This is a genomic window from Streptomyces sp. PSU-S4-23, from assembly GCF_055632315.1.
The window spans coordinates 1,289,892-1,309,774 of sequence record NZ_JBVMUU010000002.1 but is presented as its reverse complement, the minus strand read 5'-3'; the positions used below and the strand labels follow the sequence as shown (position 1 = coordinate 1,309,774).

Sequence of the window (19,883 nt, the reverse complement as noted above, 5' to 3'; positions counted from 1 at the left end):
GAACCAAGCCCACGCCCGTTGCGAAGGTGACACCCATGCCCCCTGCCGCCCCCGAGCCGATCTCCCCCCGCTCGCCCCGCGTCACCGCCGCGCGGCGGCTCGCCAGGCGGAACGCCCGGGGCAAGGAGCGGCTGTTCCTCGCGGAGGGGCCGCAGGCCGTGCGGGAGGCCGCCGGGCACCGGGCCGGCGGCACGGCCACCCTCGTGGAGCTGTTCGCCACCCGGGACGCCGCGGAGCGCTACGCCGCCATCGTGGACGAGGCCCGCGACACCGGAGCCCGTGTGCACCTCGCGGACGAGGACGTCGTGGCCGGCATCGCCACCACCGTCACCCCGCAGGGCCTCGTCGGGATCTGCCGGTTCCTCGACACCCCGTTCGACGACATCCTCGCGCAGCGGCCACGGCTGGTCGCGGTGCTCGCGCATGTGCGCGACCCCGGGAACGCCGGGACCGTGCTGCGCTGCGCCGACGCCGCCGGGGCCGACGCGGTCGTCCTCACCGACGCCTCCGTCGACCTCTACAACCCCAAGGCCGTCCGCGCCTCCGTCGGCTCCCTCTTCCACCTGCCCGTCGCGGTCGGCGTCCCCGTCGAGCGCGCCGTGGCCGGTCTCAAGGACGCCGGCGTGCGGGTCCTCGCCGCCGACGGCGCGGGGGACCGCGACCTCGACGACGAACTCGACAAGGGCACCATGGGCGGCCCCACCGCCTGGGTGTTCGGCAACGAGGCGTGGGGGCTCCCGGAGGACACGCGCGCCCTGGCCGACGCCGTCGTACGCGTTCCCCTCCACGGAAAGGCCGAGAGCCTGAACCTGGCGACCGCCGCCGCCGTATGTCTCTACGCCTCCGCCCGCGCCCAGCGCGCCCGCGGAGGGTGCCGTTCCGTCACGCACGGCTAGTAGGGTGGCGGGCCCGGGGGCCTCCCCGAGCCCTCGGCCAGGCTCGAAGCAAGGGGGTTTCCCCACGCCGGAGGAGAGATGGGGTACGGGGATGATCGGCACGAGCAGAGCACCGGGAGCACGGGACGCGCACCGCGCGCCCGCGCCGCCGTGCGATGATCTCGCCGCGCTGGGCATCGCCCCCGACGACCTCCCCGACGGACTCGTGATCGCCGACGAGCACGGCCGGGTGATCTGTTTCAACGAGGCGGCCGCCCGCATCACCGCGGTCTCCGCCACCGACGCCCTCGGCCGGCGCCTGGAGCACGTCCTGCCCTTAGAGGACCTCGACGGGAGGCGCTGGTGGCAGCTGACCGATCCCTACGGCGGGCTGGCGATCCGGGTGGGGCAGCCCGAGCGCAACCTGCTGCTGCCCGGCGGGCGGGAGGTCCTGGTCTCGGCGCGGTACGTCCGCACGCACCCCACCGGCCCGGTCCGCCGCGTCCTCGTCTCGCTCCGCGACACCGAGGCGCGGCGCCGCACCGAACGCAGCCACGCCGAGCTGATCGCCACCGTGGCCCATGAGCTGCGCTCGCCCCTCACCTCCGTCAAGGGCTTCACCGCCACCCTGCTGGCCAAGTGGGAACGCTTCACCGACGACCAGAAGCGGCTGATGCTGGAGACCGTCGACGCCGACGCGAACCGGGTCACCCGGCTCATCGCCGAACTGCTCGACATCTCCCGCATCGACTCCGGACGGCTTGAGGTGCGCCGCCAGCCCGTCGACATGGGCGCGGCGGTGGGCCGGCACATCCAGGCGTACGTCGCCGCCGGCCAGCCCGCCGACCGCTTCCTGCTGCGTGTCGAGCAGCCCCTGCCGCCCCTCTGGGCCGACCCCGACAAGATCGACCAGGTGCTCGGCAACCTGCTGGAAAATGCCGTGCGCCACGGCGAGGGAACCGTCACGATCGACATCACCCCCTCGGTGTCCCCGCGAGAAGGGGAAGAGGAAGAGAACACCGCCACGTCGGTCACGGTGAGCGACGAGGGCCCCGGCATCCCGGAGGAGTCCATGAACCGCGTCTTCACCCGCTTCTGGCGGGGCAGCAAGCGTGGCGGCACGGGCCTCGGGCTGTACATCGTCAAGGGCATCGTCGAGGCCCACGGCGGCACCATCACGGTCGGACGCGCCCGCGGCGGCGGCGCCGAGTTCCGATTTACCCTGCCCGTGGGCACTCCGGCGTATCTCCAGTAGCGCCGCACAGGTCCACGGGCTCCCCCGCATCCCCGGGAGCACCGGCGGGCCGCTCGTGGACACCCGGTCCGGTAGCCGCTCCCACCCCGTTAGACTCGGCCTTTGGCACCTTTGCGTCCCGAAGTCGGCGACGATTTGTCACCGGACCGGTGTCAGGACCAGTGACGGGGACCTTCAGCCAGCCAATCGGAAGCACGGGAAGAGATGTCGGCACCCAATAAGTCGTACGACCCTGTCGAGGTCGAGGCCTTGAAACCGGAAGAGATCGAGCGCATGCGGGACGAGGCGCTCGCCGCCTTCGCCGCCGCGGACTCCCTCGACGCGCTCCACGAGGCCAAGGTCGCCCACACCGGCCCGGCCTCGCCGCTGGCCCTGGCCAACCGGGAGATCGGCGCCCTGCCCCCGCATGCCAAGGCCGACGCCGGCAAGCGCGTCGGTATGGCCCGCGGCGCGGTGAACAAGGGCCTCGCCGCCCGCCAGGCCGAGCTGGAGGCCGAGCGGGACGCCCGCGTGCTGGTCGAGGAGTCGGTGGACGTCACGCTGCCCTACGACCGGGTACCGGCCGGCGCCCGGCACCCGCTGACCACGATGATGGAGCGGGTCGCGGACGTCTTCGTGTCCATGGGCTACGAGGTCGCCGAGGGCCCCGAGGTCGAGGCGGAGTGGTTCAACTTCGACGCCCTGAACTTCACCCCCGACCACCCGGCCCGGCAGATGCAGGACACCTTCTTCGTCGAGGGCCCGAAGGGCGACCACGGTGAGTCCGGCGTCATCCTGCGCACCCACACCTCGCCCGTCCAGGCCCGCGCCCTGCTCGACCGCGAGCTGCCCGTCTACATCGTCTGCCCCGGCCGCGTGTACCGCACGGACGAGCTGGACGCCACGCACACCCCGGTCTTCCACCAGATCGAGCTGCTGGCCGTCGACGAGGGCCTGACCATGGCCGACCTCAAGGGCACCCTGGACCACATGGTCCAGTCGCTCTTCGGGCCGGAGATGAAGACCCGGCTGCGGCCGAACTACTTCCCCTTCACCGAGCCGTCCGCCGAGATGGACATGCTCTGCTACGTCTGCAAGGGCGAGTCCGTCGGCAACCCGGACCGGCCCTGCCGCACCTGCTCCAGCGAGGGCTGGATCGAGCTGGGCGGCTGCGGCATGGTCAACCCGCGGGTGCTGGTCGCCTGCGGCGTCGACCCGGAGAGGTACAGCGGATTCGCCTTCGGGTTCGGCATCGAGCGGATGCTGATGTTCCGCCACAACGTCGAGGACATGCGAGACATGGTCGAGGGTGACGTCCGGTTCACCCGGCCGTTCGGGATGGAGATCTGATGCGGGTCCCGCTTTCTTGGCTGCGGGAGTACGTCGACCTGCCGGCGACTGAGACCGGGCGCGACGTCCAGGCCAAGCTCATTTCGGTCGGCTTGGAGGTCGAGACCGTCGAGCAGCTCGGCGCCGACCTCAAGGGGCCGCTGGTCGTCGGCCAGGTGCTGTCCATCGAGGAGCTGGAGGGCTTCAAGAAGCCGATCCGCTTCTGCACGGTCGACGTCGGCCGGGCTGGGGGCACGGGGCAGCCGCAGGAGATCGTCTGCGGTGCCCGCAACTTCTCCGTCGGCGACAAGGTCGTCGTGGTCCTGCCGGGCGCGGTGCTGCCCGGCGGCTTCGCGATCTCCGCGCGCAAGACGTACGGCAGGACCTCGCACGGCATGATCTGCTCCAGCGACGAGCTGGGCATGGGCGACGACGGCTCCAAGGGCATCATCGTCCTGCCGCCGGAGCACGAGGTCGGCACCGACGCGATCGAGCTGCTCGAACTGGTCGACGAGGTGCTCGACATCGCCGTCACCCCCGACCGCGGCTACTGCCTCTCGCTGCGCGGCATCGCCCGTGAGGCCGCCACCGCCTACGGCCTGCCGCTGCGCGACCCGGCGCTGCTCGACGTCCCGGCCCCGAACGCCTACGGCTACCCGGTCACGGTCTCCGAGCCGCTGGGCTGCGACCGCTTCACCGCCCGCACGGTCACCGGCCTCGACCCGGAGGTGCGCTCCCCGATCTGGCTCCAGCGCCGGCTGCAGAAGGCGGGCATGCGCCCCATCTCGCTGGCCGTCGACATCACCAACTACGTGATGCTGGAGCTGGGCCAGCCCCTGCACGCCTACGACCGCTCCCGCCTCCAGGGCGCGATCGGTGTGCGCCGGGCCCTGCCGGGGGAGAGGCTCGACACCCTCGACGGCGTCACGCGCACCCTGGACACCGAGGACCTGGTGATCACCGACGACCGCGGCCCCATCGGCCTGGCGGGCGTCATGGGCGGCGCCGACACCGAGATCGCCGACACCGACCACGAGGCCGGTGCCACCACCGACGTCGTGATCGAGGCGGCACACTTCGACGCGATCTCGATCGCGCGCACGGCCCGCCGCCACAAGCTGTCCTCCGAGGCGTCCCGCCGCTTCGAGCGCGGCGTCGACCCGCTGGCCGCGGCCGCCGCGGCCCAGCGCACGGTCGATCTGCTGGTGCTCCTCGCGGGCGGCACCGCCGACGCCGGGGTCACCGAGGTGGTCGCGCCGTCCGAGCCGCGCACCATCACCATCCCGGCCGACCACCCGGACCGGGTCGCGGGCGTCGCCTACGGCCGCGAGAGGGTCGTGCGCAGGCTCCAGGAGGTCGGCTGCGACGTCCACGGGCAGGACGAGCTGATCGTCACCGTCCCGTCCTGGCGGCCCGACCTGACCGACCCGAACGACCTGGCCGAGGAGGTCATCCGGCTGGAGGGGTACGAGAACCTGCCCTCCACGCTGCCCAGGCCCCCGGCCGGGCTCGGCCTGACCGACCGGCAGCGGGCGCACCGCCGGGTGGGCCGCGCGCTGGCCGGCGCCGGCTATGTCGAGGCGCTGAACTACCCGTTCCTCGGGGAGCACGTCTTCGACCAGCTCGGCCTGGCCGCCGACGACCCGAACCGCGCGGTCGTCACGCTGGTCAACCCCCTCTCCGACGAGGAGCCCGCGCTCCGGACCATGCTGCTGCCGGGCCTGCTCGGTGCGCTGCGCCGCAACGCCGGCCGCGGCGCGCACGACCTGGCGCTGTTCGAGTCCGGGCTGGTCTTCCACCCGCGCGAGGAGCGGCGCGTCGCCGAGCGCCTGACCGTCGACCGCCGCCCGGCCGACGAGGAGATCGCCTCGCTCACGGCCGCGCTCCCCGAGCAGCCGCGGCACGTGGCCGTCGTGCTGGCGGGCGCCCGGGAGCAGGCCGGCTGGTGGGGCAAGGGCCGCCCGGCCGACTGGGCGGACGCCGTCGAGGCCGCGCGCATCGTCGCCCGCGAGGCCGGCGCGGACCTGATCGTCCGCCAGGGCCAGTACGGACCGTGGCACCCCGGCCGCTGCGCCGAGCTGGCCGTGGTGGTGGACGGCGGCGAGCGGGTCATCGGGTACGCCGGCGAGCTGCACCCCGGCGTCCTGAAGACCATGGGTCTGCCCGCCCGCACCTGCGCGATGGAGCTGGACCTGGACGTGCTGGAGGAGGCGAGCGCCGGCCTGGTCAAGAGCCCGCGGATCTCCGCCTTCCCGGTCGCGACCCAGGACGTGGCGCTGGTCGTCGACAAGGGTGTGCCGCACACGGACGTCGAGGCCGCGCTGCGTGAGGGCGCGGGCGACCTGCTGGAGTTCATCCGGCTGTTCGACGTCTACGAGGGCGAGCAACTGGGCGAGGGCAAGAAGTCGCTGGCCTACGCCCTGCGCTTCCGCGCCCCCGACCGGACCCTGACCGTCGACGAGGCGTCCTCGGCCCGCGACGCGGCCGTCGCGCTGGCGGGCGAGCGCACCGGGGCGGTGCTGCGGAGCTAGACCTCCCGGCCCCGGGGCCGGGAGGGAACTGCCGGGCGTGGCGCCGGCCGCGGGTTCGTCCGTGGCCGGCGCCACGCGGTTCTCCGGGCCCGGGTGGGGCATGCCCTCGGACCTCCCCTCGGCGATCTCACTCATTCGGGTGGCAAGTCCGGCTGATCAAGGCCGACCGGGGCACGCGGTCGACAGAATCGGACCGGCCCAGGGGCGGGGACGTGGCGCTCCACGGGTCGCTTCTGCGCAGTCAGGGCTCTCATGGGGGGCCGATCGGCATGATCCGTACCAAGGCTGGGTCGCCCCGCAGGCCACGGCCCCGAGCACATCCCCGCGGGCGGTTCACGACCGCCGTCGCCCTCGGGATCGGGCGGCATCCCCGCACGGACCACCGGCGCCTGCGGCGCGCGCTGGCGATCGGACTGCCCGCCGTGTGGGGGGCGACCGCGATCTCGTACAAGCTGGCCTGCCCCCTCGCCCAGCAGAACGGGCTGGGCGCGCGGATCGCCACCAGCGCCGTGTTCTTCGCGGTGGGCACCGGACTGCTCCTCCACATCCGGCGCGTGTTCCTGGGGGAGCTCAGGCAGGCCCGCAGGGTCGCGGGCGCCGCCCAGAACGTGCTGCTGCGTCCGCTGCCGCCGCGGATCGACGGCCTGAACGTCGCCGCCGCCCGGCTCTGCGCGGACCGCGGCGCGACGGTCGGCGGCGACTTGTACGAGGTCATCGCCACCGAGCACGGTGTCCGCGTCGTGATGGGCGACGTACGCGGTCACGGCCTGGGGGCGCTCGCCACCGTCGCGGCCGTCCTCGGCAGCTTCCGCGAGGCCGTGCACGACGAGCCCGAACTCGACCGGGTGCTGCACCGGCTGGAGCGGGCGCTGGCCCGGCACCTGCGCGAGCGGGCCCGGGCCGAACACCCCTCCGCCGGCCGGGAGCCGGACAGCCCGGCCGCCGAGGACTTCGTGACCCTGCTGCTCCTGGAGATCGGCCGCGACGGGGAACTGCGCGCCCTGAACTGCGGTCATCCATGGCCGTATCTGCTCGCACCGGGCCGTGTCGAGCCGCTGGCCCGTGCCGAACCGCTGCCTCCGCTGGGCCCCTTCCCGCTCCCCGAGGACCTGTGCGCCGTGGACTGCGGACGGCTGCCGCCCGGGCGGGCGCTGTTCCTGCACACCGACGGGGCCGAGGACGCGCGCGACGTCCGCGGCCGGTTCTTCGCCCTGCCCGCGGTGCTCGCCGACGCCGTCCGCGACCGTCACGTCGTCGTACCCCAGAGCGTGCTGCGGACCGTCTTCACCGGGCTCCTGCGCCACACCGGCGGCCGTCCCACCGACGATGTGGCCCTCCTGGTCCTCCGCAACGACCGCCTGGCCCGGCGCGCCTCCCTCGGAGCCAGGGAAGCCCCCGGCGTCCCGGCGGACCGCGGCCCTGCGGCCTAGGCGCGGGGAACACCCCCTCCCGGCGGAGCGCCACGCGTCGTCCGCCCCGCCACGGAGTGTCGGGCAGGCAGCGGGGCGGACGACGCTGCAGCGGGCCGCCGCACTGTACGAGGGGGAGCCGGCGGCCCGGCCGGCCTCTTACGAGGTGTTTCAGTCAAGCGGCCGGAGACTCTGCGCAACAGCGCGCGTACCGGCCGGATTCGGGCACTCCGTTCACACCCCGTGTGAACCCGGACGCACTACGCTGTCGGCACCGAGCCACCGGGGGGCACCCACATGCAGCCCAACACACTGCTCGACGCGATCCTCGACGAGGCCGGGATCTCCCACGCGGGACTCGCGGCGCACGTCAACCAGGCGGGGCGGGCGCGCGGTCTCGCGCTCCGCTACGAACACACGGCCGTGGCACGGTGGTTGAAGGGCCAGCGTCCGCGCGGCCAGGTACCCGACCTGATCTGCGAGGTGCTCGCGGCCCGGCTGCACCGCCCGGTGACCCTCGACGACATCGGCCTCGGCGTGCCCGGCGAGCCCGTCACCCCGCACGGCTCGACCCTGTCCGGCTTCGTCGAGCGGGCCACCGCCCTGTGGCGCTCCGACGAGCAGCAGCGCCCCCACATCCTGGGCGCCCCCGCCGTCACCGGCACGCCCGCCGTGATGCCCGTGTGGGAGTGGGAGAACCCGCCCGAGGACGTGGACGTCTCGCGCGGCGGCCGGCACCGGGTCACCTCGGCCGACATCGAGATGCTGCGCGCCGCCCGCGCCCACTACGAGCAGATGTACCGCAAGGCGGGCGGCATCGCGACCCGCAGCCGTATCGTCGGCTTCCTCAACGCCGAGACGGCGCCGCTGCTGCGCGGCGGCTACACCGACGCGACGGGCCGTCAACTTCACCGCGCCACCGGCGGTCTGGTGGCGATCGCCGGCATCTGCGCGTACGACTCGGACGCCCACGGCCTGGCCCAGCGCTACTTCCACCAGGCCCTGCGCCTGGCGAAGGCCAGCGGGGACCGGGGACTGGGCGCGTATGTGATAGCCCTGCTGGTCAACCAGTCGCTGTTCATGAAGGAGTACCGGCAGGCCGTCGCCTTCGCCGAGGCCGCGCTGCGCGCCGCGGGCCGGGACATCACTCCGGCGCTCGCCTCCGACCTGTACGCGATGCAGGCGAAGGCGTACGCGCACCTCGGGGACTCCGCCGGCGCGCTGGCCTGCATCGGGCGGGCCGAGTCGGCCGCCGAACGCATCCGGCGCGGCCGTGAACCGGACGAGACCGGCTATGTCCAGCCCGGTCTCGTCAACGTCCAGGTCGCGGAGGCGCTGCTCAGCCTCGGCGACCTGGTGGCGGCGGGGGAGCACGCCGCGGCCGCCGTCGACACGCCGGCGCACGACCGCGGGCGGGTGCACCGGCTCGCCATCCTCAGCCAGATCGAGCTGCGCCAGGGCCATGCCGACAAGGCGGCGGCCACCGCGGTCGAGATGGCGGAGCGGGCGCGGGGAATGGAGTCCATGCGTCTGCGCGACAGACTGCGGGCGGTACGCGAGCACCTCGCACGCAGTGGCTGCGCGGGAACGGCCGAGGCGGCCGAACTCATCGACGGGGCGCTGCGCGTGCCGCTGTAGCCGTCGCCCCGTCCACTGCCGGAGCCTGCTGAGTGAACGCTCCTGCTGCGATATTGCCACTTACTCCCCGGAAGGTGGCAGAACCGTGCAGTGGACGAAACTGAACGAACAAACTGTGTATGCAAACCGCTGGTTCAGCGTCAATCTCGCCGATGTCGAGCTGCCGGACGGCCGGCACCTCGACCACTTCCTGATACGGCTGCGGCCCGTCGCCGTGGCCACCGTCGTCAACGAGGCCAACGAGGTGCTGCTGCTGTGGCGGCACCGCTTCATCACCGACAGCTGGGGGTGGGAACTCGCGGCGGGCGTCGTCGAGGACGGCGAGGACATCGCCGTGGCGGCGGCCCGGGAACTCGAGGAGGAGACCGGCTGGCGGCCGGGACCCCTGCGCCATCTCATGAGCGTCGAGCCCTCCAACGGGCTCACCGACGCCAGGCACCACGTCTACTGGACCGACGAGGCCGAGTACGTCGGACACCCCGTGGACGACTTCGAGTCGGACCGCCGGGAATGGGTTCCCCTCAAGCTCGTCCCCGACATGGTCGCCCGCGGAGAGGTCCCGGCCGCCAACATGGCGGCGGCGCTGCTCCTCCTGCACCATCTCAGGCTCGGGCAGGACGCCTTGCCCTGATCCCCCGTCCGCGGCCTGCGGGCCTCTAACGGCCCAGAGCCTGCCAGATCGCCACGACGAGCGCGCCCACGGCCGTGAGGGCGGCGACCGCGGGCAGCGGCCAGCGCGTGTGTTCCAGCGCGACGACCCGCAGGCTCAGCTCGTCGAGATCCTTGGCGGTCTGCTCGGCGCGGTGACTGAGCAGGGCCAGCCCTCCCTCGACGCGGGCGTGTGCCACATCGAGGCGGCGGCGTAACTCTGCGACTTCTCCATGGACCACGGGATGCTCGGGGTCGGCGGTCACAAGTCCGCTCCTTTCCGTAGTCGTCACATCCCTTGCATGCGCATGGTGAGTCAACTCCCCTGGTCGGCGCGTGGGGAGAGTGTGCGGCAGGCATATGCGGGTCCGGCCCGCACACGACGTGTGAATGGCGCGGGCCCGGCACCGGAGGCGGTGCCGGGCCCGTCCCTCACAGGGACCGACGCCCCGTCATCAGGCGTAGGTGTAGAAGCCGGAGCCCGTCTTCCGGCCGAGCCGGCCCGCCTCCACCATGCGCTGCAGCAGCGGGGGAGCGGCGTACAGGGGCTCCTTGTACTCCTCGTACATCGAGTCGGCGATCGAGACGATGGTGTCCAGGCCGATCAGGTCGGAGAGCCTCAGCGGGCCCATCGGATGGGCGCAGCCCATCTCCATGCCGTTGTCGATGTCCTCGCGGCCGGCGATGCCCGACTCGAACATCCGGATGGCGGACAGCAGATAGGGCACGAGCAGCGCGTTGACCACGAACCCCGAGCGGTCCTGGGCGCGGATGGCGTGCTTGCCGAGGACCTTCTCGGCGAACAGCTGGGCCCGGCCGACGGTGCCCTCGGAGGTGGTGAGCGCGGGGATCAGCTCGACGAGCTTCTGCACCGGGGCCGGGTTGAAGAAATGGATGCCGATGACGTGGTCCGGCCGCGAGGTGGCGACCGCGAGCTTCACCAGCGGGATCGAGGAGGTGTTGGAGGCGAGAAGGGCGTCCGGGCGGGTCACCACCTGGTCGAGCACCTGGAAGATCTCCGTCTTCACCTGCTCGTTCTCGACGACCGCCTCGATCACCAGATCGCGGTCCGCGAACTCGCCGAGGTCGGTGGTGAAGGTCAGGCGCGCCTGCGTCGCCTCCCGCTCCTCCTCGGATATCTTCCCCCGCTCGGCCGCCTTGGACAGGGAACCGAACAGACGGGTCCGGCCGATCTCCAGGGCCTCGCCGGTGGTCTCGGCGACCTTCACGTCCAGTCCGGCGCGGGCGCACACCTCGGCGATGCCCGCTCCCATCTGGCCGCAGCCGACCACTCCGACGCGTTCGATGTCTGTCACATCGTGCCTTTCGCTGATCTCGGGCCTGGTGAGGCGCCCCGCGGATCATGCCGGGCTCCCCGGATCACAGGACGTCCTCCGGCAGGCCCTCCGTGGTTCGGTGCCTGCTCCGATCGTGCACGTTACTCCGAAAGGAGCGATGATCGATCGTCCGGGTCGGGCATGCTCTGCCGGGAGACGATCCGTGACCGCACGGATCCGCTGCGTATGGGGATGAGGGCATGGGACGGATGTCACGCCGGGCGTTCGCGGTGGCCGCGCTGTCGGGCCTGGTGGCGGCGGGCGACGCCGCCGCCGTGCCGCGGGGCGCCCCGGCAGGCGAGATGCGGGGGATGTGGCTGGCGACGGTGCTCCACCGCGACTGGCCCTCCCACCCCGGCGCGGCGGCCTCCGCGCAGCGCGCCGAGCTGTGCGCCCACCTCGACACGGCGGTGCGGCGCCGGCTGAACACCGTGTTCTTCCAGGTGCGCCCCTCCGCGGACGCGCTGTGGCCCTCGCCGTACGAACCCTGGTCCCAGTACCTCACCGGCACCCAGGGAGCGGACCCCAGCTGGGACCCGCTGGGCACGGCCGTCGAGGAGGCGCATGCGCGGGGCCTGGAGCTGCACGCATGGTTCAACCCCTACCGGATCGCCCTGCACGCCGACCCGGCGCGGCTGGTCGCCTCGCACCCCGCCCGCACGCACCCGGACTGGGCCGTGGCCTACGGCGGCAAGCTCTACTACAACCCCGGAGTGCCGCAGGTCCGCGCCTTTGTGCAGGAAGCGGTCCTCGACGCCGTACGCCGCTACCCGGTCGACGGCGTCCACTTCGACGACTACTTCTACCCGTACCCGGTCGCCGGCCAGTCCTTCGACGACGACGCGGCGTACGCGGCCCACGGGGGCGGCTTCCCCGGCCGCGCCGCCTGGCGAAGGAACAACATCGATCTGCTGGTGCGGGAGACCGCCGCCCGCGTCCGGCAGGTGCGGCCCACCGCACGCTTCGGCATCAGCCCGTTCGGGGTGTGGCGCAACGCCACGACCGACGCCCGCGGCTCGGACACCCGGGCCGGGGTGCAGACCTACGACGACCTGTACGCGGACACCAGGGCATGGGTGAGGTCCGGGTGGCTGGACTACATCTGCCCGCAGATCTACTGGAACATCGGCTTCGCCGCGGCCGACTACGCGAAGCTCGTCTCCTGGTGGGCCGGGGTCGCCCAGGGCACGGCCGTGCAGCTGTACGTGGGTGAGGCACTGTACAAGGCCGGTGACCCGCAGCAGCCGGCCGCCTGGCAGGATCCGGCGGAACTGTCCCGGCACCTCACCCTCGCCCAGCGGTACCCGCAGGTGCGCGGGCATGTCTTCTTCGCCGCCCGGGAGGTCGGCGCGGACCCTGTCGGCGCGATGGCGCGGGTGGTCGCCGACCACTACCGGCAGCCGGCCGCGTCCCCGCGCTGAGGGGTCAGCGGACCCTTCGGCCGACGTCCTTGTGGCGGATCTCGGAGTCGGGGCCCGGGGAGCACACACCCTCGTGCCCGTCCTCGAAGCGGACGCGGTACGGCGGGTTGCCCTCCTTGCCCATCACTTCGACGATCTCGCCGACCTTGTCGTGCTGCCCGACGATCCTGCCGTGCTGCACCAGCTTGTCGCCCACAGTTGCGCGCATCCGACGGGCCTCCTCGTCGCGTGCGGGAGTATCGGTAAGGGGCCGCGGGACCGCGGCCGACGGTGCCGGTGACCCGCTCCGCGCGGCCCCGCCCGGGTCAGCCCCGCGCCCGCTGCGTGACCGCGATGCAGACCACGACCGCCACCGCCGTCAGGGGCGCGGCCGGGGTGAGGTGCTCGCCGAGGAGCAGCACCGACCACACCAGTGTGAGCAGCGGCTGAGCCAGCTGCAACTGGCTGGCCCTCGGGATTCCGATCGCCGCCATACCCCGGTACCAGACGAGGAGCCCGAAGAACTGCGACCCGGCCGCCACCCACAGCAGCCCCACCACGCCGTGCGCCGTGAGGTGGACCGGCTCGCGGGACAGGGCCAGCAGCGCACCGGGCACCGTGAGCGGCAGGCACAGCACCAGCGACCACCCCACGACCTGCCAGCCGGGCATGACCCGGGCCAGCCGGCCGCCCTCGGTGTAGCCCGCGGCGCACACCAGCAGCGCGCCGAACAGGTAGGCGTCCGCCCCGGTCAGTGCGCCGCCGCTCTGCCGCACGGTGAACGCGACGACGGCGGCGGCGCCCGCGAGCGCGGCGAACCAGAACGTGCGGGAGGGGCGTGCGCCGGTACGCAGGGCCGAGAGGACGGCCGTGGTGAGCGGCAGCAGACCGACGACCACGGCGGCGTGCGCCGTGGTCGAGGTCCGCAGGGCGAGGGTGGTCAGCAGCGGAAACCCCAGCACGACCCCGGCCGCGACGACGGCGAGGCCCGCCCGGTGCGGCCGCGCCGGCACGGGCACCCGGAGGGCCAGCAGCCACGCGGCGGCGATGACGGCGGCCAGCACACTGCGCAGCCCGACGAGCGACCAGGGGCCGAAGCCCTCCAGGCCCCAGGCGGTGGCGGGAAACGTGAGGGAGAAGGCGACGACTCCGAGGGCGGCCTGGACGATGCCGTACTCGCGTCCCCGAGGGTCCCCGCTCGCGGTGACCGCTATCGGCATCGGTGCGGTAGCGCTATTCTCTGCTCTCATGAACGAGCGTAGCAGTGTCGGTGGGTTGGCGAACCGCCTGCGAACGGAGCTCGATCGCTACTCTCCGGGTGAGAAGCTTCCGTCCAGCCGTGCACTTGTCGAGCGGTTCCGGGTGAGTCCGGTGACGGTGTCGCGGGCGCTGGCGCGGTTGGCCGCCGAGGGACTGGTGGTCACGAGGCCCGGGGCGGGGGCGTTCCGTGCCGAGCCGCGCGCGATGGCACCCGCGGTGGGGGACACCGCCTGGCAGGAGGTCGCGCTGAGCGCGGACGCCGTGGCCGACGCCGTGCCGCGGAGCGTCGACGCCTCGGGCGTGCTGGCCTCCCTGGCCGCCCCGCCGGCCGGCGTCGTCGAGTTCAACGGCGGCTATCTCCACCCGTCGCTCCAGCCCGAGCGCGCGATGGGCGAGGCGCTGTCCCGCGCCGGGCGGCGGCCCGGGGTCTGGGCGAGGCCGCCCGTCGACGGGATCCCCGAACTGCGCGAGTGGTTCGCGCGTGGCATCGGCGGCGCGACCACCGCCGCGGAGGTGCTGATCGCGGCCGGCGGCCAGTCCGCGCTGACCACCGCGCTCAGGGCGCTGGCACCGCCGGGCGCCCCGGTCCTGGTCGAGTCCCCCACGTATCCGGGCATGCTGGCGATCGCCCGCGCGGCCGGGCTGCGGCCCGTACCGGTGCCGGTCGACGCGGACGGCGTGAAACCGGGCCTGCTCGCCGACGCGTTCCGGGCGAGCGGTGCCCGTGTCGTCGTGTGCCAGCCGCTGTTCCAGAACCCCACCGGCGCCGTCCTCGCCGCCGGGCGGCGGCGTGAGGTGCTGCGCATCGCGCGCGACGCCGGAGCGTTCGTGATCGAGGACGACTTCGTACGACGGCTGGCGCACGCGGACGCCGGACCGCTCCCGCCTCCGCTCGCCGCCGAGGACCCCGACGGCGTCGTCGTGCACGTCTGCTCGCTCACCAAGGCGACCTCGCCCAGTCTCCGGGTCGGCGCCCTGGCCGCGCGGGGCCCGGTCCTGGAGCGGCTGCGCGCCATCCAGATCGTCGACACCTTCTTCGTGGCGAGGCCCCTGCAGGAGGCCGCGCTCGAACTGGTCGGCTCGCCGGCCTGGCCCCGCCATCTGCGGGCCCTCTCCACGGAGCTCAAGCACCGCCGCGACACCATGACCGCCGCCCTCCGGCTGCGGCTTCCCGAACTCGCCCTCCCGCACGTCCCGTCGGGCGGTTATCACCTCTGGCTGCGCCTGCCCGACGGCACCGATGAGTCCGCCCTCGTGTCCGGCGCGCTGCGGGCGGGTGTGGCGGTCACCCCCGGCCGGCCCTATTTCAGCGCCGAACCTCCCGCCGCGCACCTGCGGCTGAGCTTCGCGGCCGTCGCCGGGGAGGGGGAGATCGCGGAGGGCGTACGCCGCCTGCGGGCCGCCTGCGACGAGGTGCTCCGGCCCCGTCGGGGCACCGGCGGCCCATCGCCGGCGCCCTGACGCGGCCGTCGGAAACGCGTTCGACAGCACCGTCCCGGCCTGGGAGTCTCCCGCCATGACCACCGCACCACGCCTTCCCGACGGCTATGAGTTCTCCGCCGACACCGCCCGCGTCGACATCGACCGCACCCACCACTGGCTGTCCACCGACGCGTACTGGGCGCTCGGCCGTCCCCACGACAAGCACGAACGCGCGGTCGGGCGCTCCCTCAACTTCGGGGTGTACGAGACGGCTTCGGGCGACCAGGTGGCGTACGCGCGCGTGGTGACCGACGAGGAGCTGTTCGCCTGGCTCTGCGACGTGTACGTGGACCGGTCCGTGCGCGGCAAGGGCATCGGCACCGCACTGGTCGGCGCGGTACGCGACCGTCTCGCGCCCCTGGGGCTGCGGCGCATCCTGCTGGCCACGCACGACGCGCACGGCGTCTACGCGAAGCTCGGTTTCGAGCCGCTCGACCGGCCGGACGACTGGATGGTGCTGCGGTACGACCAGGCGGGCCGGGGCGCTGGGTGAGACCCCGGACACCCTTGGTAACTCCTGAGTAAGCCTCTTGACCAGCACACTTGTGCGGCTCACGATCGCGGCATGCATTTTCGGGTCACGTTCGTCGCCGCGGCGCGCGGCTCCTCGCTGCTCGCGGAGCGCTTCGAGGACGACCGGCCGCTGGACCAGGCGGGCTGGGACGAGGTGCAACGTTCCGCCTGGGAGCTGGTGCCGCTGGCGGCGGCCGAACTGCGCTACTGCTCCCCGACGCCACGGAGCCGGGCGACCGGTGACGCGCTCGGCTACGCGCCGCTGGTGCAGCCGGCGCTGCGGGACTGCGACATGGGCCGCTGGCGCGGTTTCACGCTGGGCGAGGCGATGGCCCGGGAGCCCTCGGCGGTGGACGCCTGGCTCGCGGATCCCCGCTCCGCGCCGCACGGCGGCGAGTCGCTCGTGTCGTTCATCTCGCGGGTGGGCGGCTGGCTGGACACGCGTCCCGTCGACGACGGCAGCCGCATCGTCGCCGTGGCGGAACCGTCGGTGGTGCGGGCCGCCCTGGTGTACGCACTCAAGGCGCAGCCCTCGTCGTACTGGAACATCGACGTCCGCCCCCTGTCGACGATCTCGCTGGCGGGGCGGGGCGGGCGCTGGAACCTGCGTCTGGAGCCCGTCTCCCAGCAGCTGGTCTGACGGGCGGCCGGGCGGCCGGGCGGCCGGGCGGCCGGCGCGGGCATCACGGCTCGCGCGTGTAGTCGGTGGTCAGAACCAGGTCCTTCGCGGGCCCGCCCACCCGCCACACCGTGCGCCAGTGGTCCGCGTCGTACACGGTGAACTCGCCCCGGTACAGGTCCGCGGCGCACGGATGCTCGGCGACATGGTGCCCGGTGGTGAGGTCGAGGTCGTGGAACGGACGGCCGTCGGCGAACCGCACCCGGGCGGTGCCGGGGGAGTCCCCGGGCAGGAACCACAGGGTCCGCTCGGCGGGCCGTGGTGTGCCCCGCCAGACGGCGATCCCCGACTCGTGGTGCAGAAGGCCGTCACTGCCGTCCTCCAGCGGCGTGAACACGGTCGTCCCGCTGAAGCGGCCCTCCTCGCCGCTCGCGAGGTCCCGCATGGTGCGCTCCGCGTGCCAGCGCCCGGCCAGATGGGCCAGCACATCCTCCACCGGCCAGAACCCGCCCACCGCCACCCCTTCCCCGGCCTCGTCGGACGCGATCGACCCTACGTCCGTCGCAGTGGGGCGGGAAGCGGGGCCGTGATCCCGGGACCGGGCGGAGGCGGCCCCGGCCGGCGCGGGCCGCAGCCCCAACCGGCAGCAGGCCGCGCTCGATCCCCTTTCCCGTGCCTGCGTGGATCTCCGGAATTCACCTCCTCACTTTCCGGGGGTGACACAACCATCGGGAAGCAATACCTGTCTAAGCCGGCGAATGGACGACCCGCGGGGAGTGAGACCCCCGGACGAGACGCCCTGCGTCCCAATTTCTCTGGGGGCCCGCCGAAATGCCGTATTCGACCCTGCCCGTGACCGGTTTACCGACCGGCTTCCGCCGTGGACGTGGCATTGCTCACGGGAACGTGCGATGCCGGCCGGCCGGGGACCGGGTGTGACAACCGCGACCCGTCCCCGGCCGGGGCACGCCGCCGCCCTGCTCGCGGCGGCGCTCACCGCCGCCGCGTTCTGCGCAGCCGACGCCGTGGCCCGCAGCTACCCCTTCGGCCCCCGCACCCGGAGCGTCAACGACCTGGGCAACCAGTACGTGCCGTTCCACGCCCACCTGTGGGACCTGCTGCACGGAAGGGCCGACGGCGGTCTCCTCGTCAACTGGCAGTCCGGGTTCGGCTCCAGCTTCCTGCCCGACCTCGGTACCTACCTCGGCAGCCCGTTCGCCCTGCTCGTCGCGGTGTTCCCACGGGACGAGATCGACCTCGCCGTGTATGTGATCACCCTGCTGAAGACGGCGTCCGCCGGCGCCGCCATGGCGTGGCTGCTGCCCGTCCTGCGCCCCGGGCGCTGGTGGGCGGCGGGACTGCTGGGCGCGTCCTACGCCCTGTGCGGCTGGAGCGTGGCGGACGCGGCGTACAACCCGATGTGGCTCGACGGCCTCGTCGCCCTGCCGCTGCTGTGCCTGGTCGGCGAGTGGACACTGGCCGGACGGCGCCCGGTCCCCGGGGTGCTGGTCGTGGCGGTCGCCTGGATCGCCAACTTCTACACGGCGTACATGGCCACGCTCGCCGCCGGCCTGGTGCTGCTGCTGCGGCTGTGGCTCGCAGGCCTCCCGCGCCGGCGGGCGCTCGCGGTGGCCGGCCGGGCCGGCGTGACCGCAGCCCTCGGCGTCGGCCTGGCCGCACCGCTGGTGGCCGTGGTCTACGCCGGCACCAGGCACGCCTACCCCGGCAGGGTCAGGCACTTCGTCCCGGTGGCGACGGAGGACCTGCTGGCCCGCCTGCTGCCCACCACGTACAGCTTCGGCACGCCGGCCGTGTACGTGGGCACCACGGCCCTGCTGCTGGCCCTCGCCCTGCCGTTCCACCGGGCGGTGCCCCCGCGGGTGCGCGCGGGGTGGACGCTGCTGGTGGCCGGGGTGGCCCTGTCGATGCAGTGGGCGCCCACCCATCTGGCCTGGCACGCCTTCGCCGCACCGCAGGGCAGCGCGTACCGTCAGGCGTTCGTCCTGTGCGCCCTGCTGGTGATCGCCGCATGGCACGCGCTCTCCCACGGAGTACCCGGCCCACGGGCGCTGAGTGCGGCGGCCGGGCTGCTCGCGCTGGTCGCCGCCGTCGCGAGCCGCAGCGAGCTGGTGCGCCCCTTCGCCTGGCCCGTGCTGCTGCTCGCCGCCGCCGGCGCGCTGGGCGGGCTGGCCCTGCTCGGCCGCACGCCCGGCGGGCGTCCCACGGGCAGCGGGCGCCGCGGCGCGCTGGCCGGGTTCGCCGTGGTGCTGCTCATCGGCGCACAGCTCGGCGAGTCCGCCGCCACGTCCGCCGTGGCCACCCGGCTGCGGCTGGCACACATGGACGACTACGCGCCCTGGGGAGCGCGGCAGCAGCGGCAGGCGGAGGCCATCGCCGGGGCCGGCGGCTGGCCCCGGTACCGCACCGAGCCGGGCCGGGAGCAGACCGTCGGCAACGATCCGCTGCTGGTCGGCGGCCAGGGCGCCCAGTACTACAGCAGCCTCACCTCGGACGTCCTCAGCCGCACGCTCACCGCGCTGGGCGACGGCTGGACCTCGCGCGGCCGGAATCCGCAGAGCCTGGACAACGCCGTCACGGACGCGATCTTCTCCGTCGGAGCACGGGTGCACTCCCCGCCGGACCCTCATCAGAACTGGTTCCCGCAGGACGGCAGCGGGGTGACCGTGTCCCGGCAGGACGTCCCGCCCCTGGTCACGGTGCGGCCGTCTGGGGCCCCCGCCCGCACGGGTGCCCTCGGCTTCGGGCCGTCGCCGTACCGCAATCAGGAACTGCTGCTGGGCGCCCGCGTCTACACGGTGCCCCGCCTCACGGTGCGCACCAGCGCCGGCAGGCCGCCGGACCGCGGCGACGACGAGCGGCCGGGCCTGCGCCTCGGCGTGCCGCCCCCCGGGACCGCCGCACGGAAGCCCACGATCACGGCCCGCTGCCCGGCCGGCAGCGAGGTGTACCTGTGGGCGCCCCACTTCTCGGGCACCGCCGGGCTCGCCGGCGCCCAGCCCGGCGGCCCGGTCGGCCGTTTCAGGTCCGACCACCCCGTCACCAAGATCGCCGCCATGCAGCGGCTCGGCAGGGTGCCGGCCTCCGGCCGGCTGCGGATCGAGCTGTCACCCGACCGCACGGGCCTCGTCCCGGACGGGGCGGTGGGCTGCCTGGACACCGCCCGGCTCCGCACGGCCGTCGGGCGGCTGAAGGCCACCGGAGCCACCGCGGTGACCGTCTCCGACGGCACCGTCCGGGCCGTGCTCCCGCCCGGCAGCACGGGGACCGCCGTCGTCGCGGTTCCCCGGATCTCCGGCTGGCGCTGCGCCACGGGCGACGCCCGCGCCGTACCCGCGGGGCAGTACCACGGACTGGTCGCCGTGCCGCTGGACGGCTCCTCGACCAGCCTCACCTGCACGTTCCACCCGCCCGGGCTGCGGCTGGGCACCGCCGTCGGGGCCGCCTCGCTACTGGCCCTGGTGCTGCTCGGCGCCTTCACCGCCGTCCGCCGGCGGCGCGGTGCGGGCCGCCCCGCACCGCGTACGACCACACGACCACACGACCGTGCGAGCGCCTGACCGACGCTCTCCGACCGCGCCCCGGGGGAA

17 protein-coding genes are annotated in these 19,883 nt (G+C 73.8%); 12 read left to right on the top strand and 5 right to left on the bottom strand.

All coding sequences use genetic code 11. The features are described 5' to 3' along the window. Positions 1 to 35 precede the first annotated feature (35 nt). The 7 genes from ACZ79I_RS06810 to ACZ79I_RS06780 all read left to right on the top strand — a co-directional run bounded on the left by ACZ79I_RS06810 (position 36) and on the right by ACZ79I_RS06780 (position 9,647). A complete protein-coding gene (locus ACZ79I_RS06810) occupies positions 36 to 896 on the top strand; it encodes a TrmH family RNA methyltransferase (RefSeq protein WP_471495079.1) in 861 nt (286 codons plus the stop codon). Positions 897 to 987: 91 nt separating this feature from the next. Continuing rightward, positions 988 to 2,130, top strand: coding sequence for a sensor histidine kinase (locus ACZ79I_RS06805; RefSeq protein WP_471495075.1), 1,143 nt, complete (start codon positions 988 to 990; stop codon positions 2,128 to 2,130). A 204-nt stretch (positions 2,131 to 2,334) separates the two neighbouring features. Further along, positions 2,335 to 3,459, top strand: a complete 1,125-nt coding sequence (pheS, locus tag ACZ79I_RS06800; RefSeq protein ID WP_471495073.1) for a phenylalanine--tRNA ligase subunit alpha — start codon at positions 2,335 to 2,337, stop codon at positions 3,457 to 3,459. Then, entirely contained in the window at positions 3,459 to 5,969 is a 2,511-nt protein-coding gene (gene pheT / locus ACZ79I_RS06795; protein ID WP_471495071.1) for a phenylalanine--tRNA ligase subunit beta, read from the top strand. The genes pheS and pheT overlap by 1 nt, the downstream gene beginning before the upstream one ends. Positions 5,970 to 6,238: 269 nt before the next feature. Continuing rightward, the gene (locus tag ACZ79I_RS06790; RefSeq protein ID WP_471495069.1) at positions 6,239 to 7,399 is read left to right on the top strand and encodes a PP2C family protein-serine/threonine phosphatase; all 1,161 of its coding nucleotides are present in this window, start codon (positions 6,239 to 6,241) and stop codon (positions 7,397 to 7,399) included. 276 nt (positions 7,400 to 7,675) lie between these two features. Beyond that, positions 7,676 to 9,016 carry a transcriptional regulator gene (locus ACZ79I_RS06785; protein WP_471495066.1) on the top strand — a complete coding sequence of 447 codons (1,341 nt, stop codon included), beginning with the start codon at positions 7,676 to 7,678 and terminating at the stop codon, positions 9,014 to 9,016. An 85-nt stretch (positions 9,017 to 9,101) separates the two neighbouring features. Next, positions 9,102 to 9,647: an NUDIX hydrolase gene (locus ACZ79I_RS06780; RefSeq protein ID WP_471495064.1), complete on the top strand. Its 546-nt coding sequence runs from the start codon at positions 9,102 to 9,104 to the stop codon at positions 9,645 to 9,647. 25 nt (positions 9,648 to 9,672) lie between these two features. Here ACZ79I_RS06780 and ACZ79I_RS06775 read toward each other — a convergent pair whose 3' ends face one another. Next, positions 9,673 to 9,930 carry a hypothetical protein gene (locus tag ACZ79I_RS06775; protein ID WP_471495062.1) on the bottom strand — a complete coding sequence of 86 codons (258 nt, stop codon included), beginning with the start codon at positions 9,928 to 9,930 and terminating at the stop codon, positions 9,673 to 9,675. A gap of 189 nt (positions 9,931 to 10,119) precedes the next feature. Next, on the bottom strand, positions 10,120 to 10,980 hold the full coding sequence (locus ACZ79I_RS06770; protein WP_471495060.1) for a 3-hydroxybutyryl-CoA dehydrogenase: 861 nt from the start codon (positions 10,978 to 10,980) through the stop codon (positions 10,120 to 10,122). Positions 10,981 to 11,201: 221 nt separating this feature from the next. Between ACZ79I_RS06770 and ACZ79I_RS06765 the strand changes: the two genes are divergently transcribed. After that, positions 11,202 to 12,422: a glycoside hydrolase family 10-like protein gene (locus ACZ79I_RS06765; protein WP_471495058.1), complete on the top strand. Its 1,221-nt coding sequence runs from the start codon at positions 11,202 to 11,204 to the stop codon at positions 12,420 to 12,422. Between the two features lie 4 nt (positions 12,423 to 12,426). Here ACZ79I_RS06765 and ACZ79I_RS06760 read toward each other — a convergent pair whose 3' ends face one another. After that, positions 12,427 to 12,630, bottom strand: coding sequence for a DUF1918 domain-containing protein (locus tag ACZ79I_RS06760; protein WP_471495056.1), 204 nt, complete (start codon positions 12,628 to 12,630; stop codon positions 12,427 to 12,429). Positions 12,631 to 12,727: 97 nt separating this feature from the next. Continuing rightward, on the bottom strand, positions 12,728 to 13,651 hold the full coding sequence (locus tag ACZ79I_RS06755; RefSeq protein ID WP_471495054.1) for a DMT family transporter: 924 nt from the start codon (positions 13,649 to 13,651) through the stop codon (positions 12,728 to 12,730). Between ACZ79I_RS06755 and ACZ79I_RS06750 the strand changes: the two genes are divergently transcribed. From ACZ79I_RS06750 to ACZ79I_RS06740, 3 genes are all read left to right on the top strand, one after another. After that, a complete protein-coding gene (locus tag ACZ79I_RS06750) occupies positions 13,650 to 15,122 on the top strand; it encodes an aminotransferase-like domain-containing protein (RefSeq protein WP_471495052.1) in 1,473 nt (490 codons plus the stop codon). The genes ACZ79I_RS06755 and ACZ79I_RS06750 overlap by 2 nt on opposite strands. 55 nt (positions 15,123 to 15,177) lie before the next feature. Further along, a complete protein-coding gene (locus tag ACZ79I_RS06745) occupies positions 15,178 to 15,636 on the top strand; it encodes a GNAT family N-acetyltransferase (RefSeq protein WP_471495049.1) in 459 nt (152 codons plus the stop codon). A gap of 72 nt (positions 15,637 to 15,708) precedes the next feature. Beyond that, a complete protein-coding gene (locus ACZ79I_RS06740) occupies positions 15,709 to 16,296 on the top strand; it encodes a histidine phosphatase family protein (RefSeq protein ID WP_471495047.1) in 588 nt (195 codons plus the stop codon). A gap of 43 nt (positions 16,297 to 16,339) precedes the next feature. Here the strand turns inward: ACZ79I_RS06740 and ACZ79I_RS06735 are convergent, their stop codons facing one another. Beyond that, positions 16,340 to 16,789: a DUF6314 family protein gene (locus ACZ79I_RS06735; protein WP_471495045.1), complete on the bottom strand. Its 450-nt coding sequence runs from the start codon at positions 16,787 to 16,789 to the stop codon at positions 16,340 to 16,342. Positions 16,790 to 17,186: 397 nt separating this feature from the next. On the opposite strand from ACZ79I_RS06735, the gene ACZ79I_RS06730 reads away from it, so the two are divergent. Next, positions 17,187 to 19,853: a YfhO family protein gene (locus tag ACZ79I_RS06730; protein ID WP_471495043.1), complete on the top strand. Its 2,667-nt coding sequence runs from the start codon at positions 17,187 to 17,189 to the stop codon at positions 19,851 to 19,853. Positions 19,854 to 19,883: the final 30 nt, after the last annotated feature.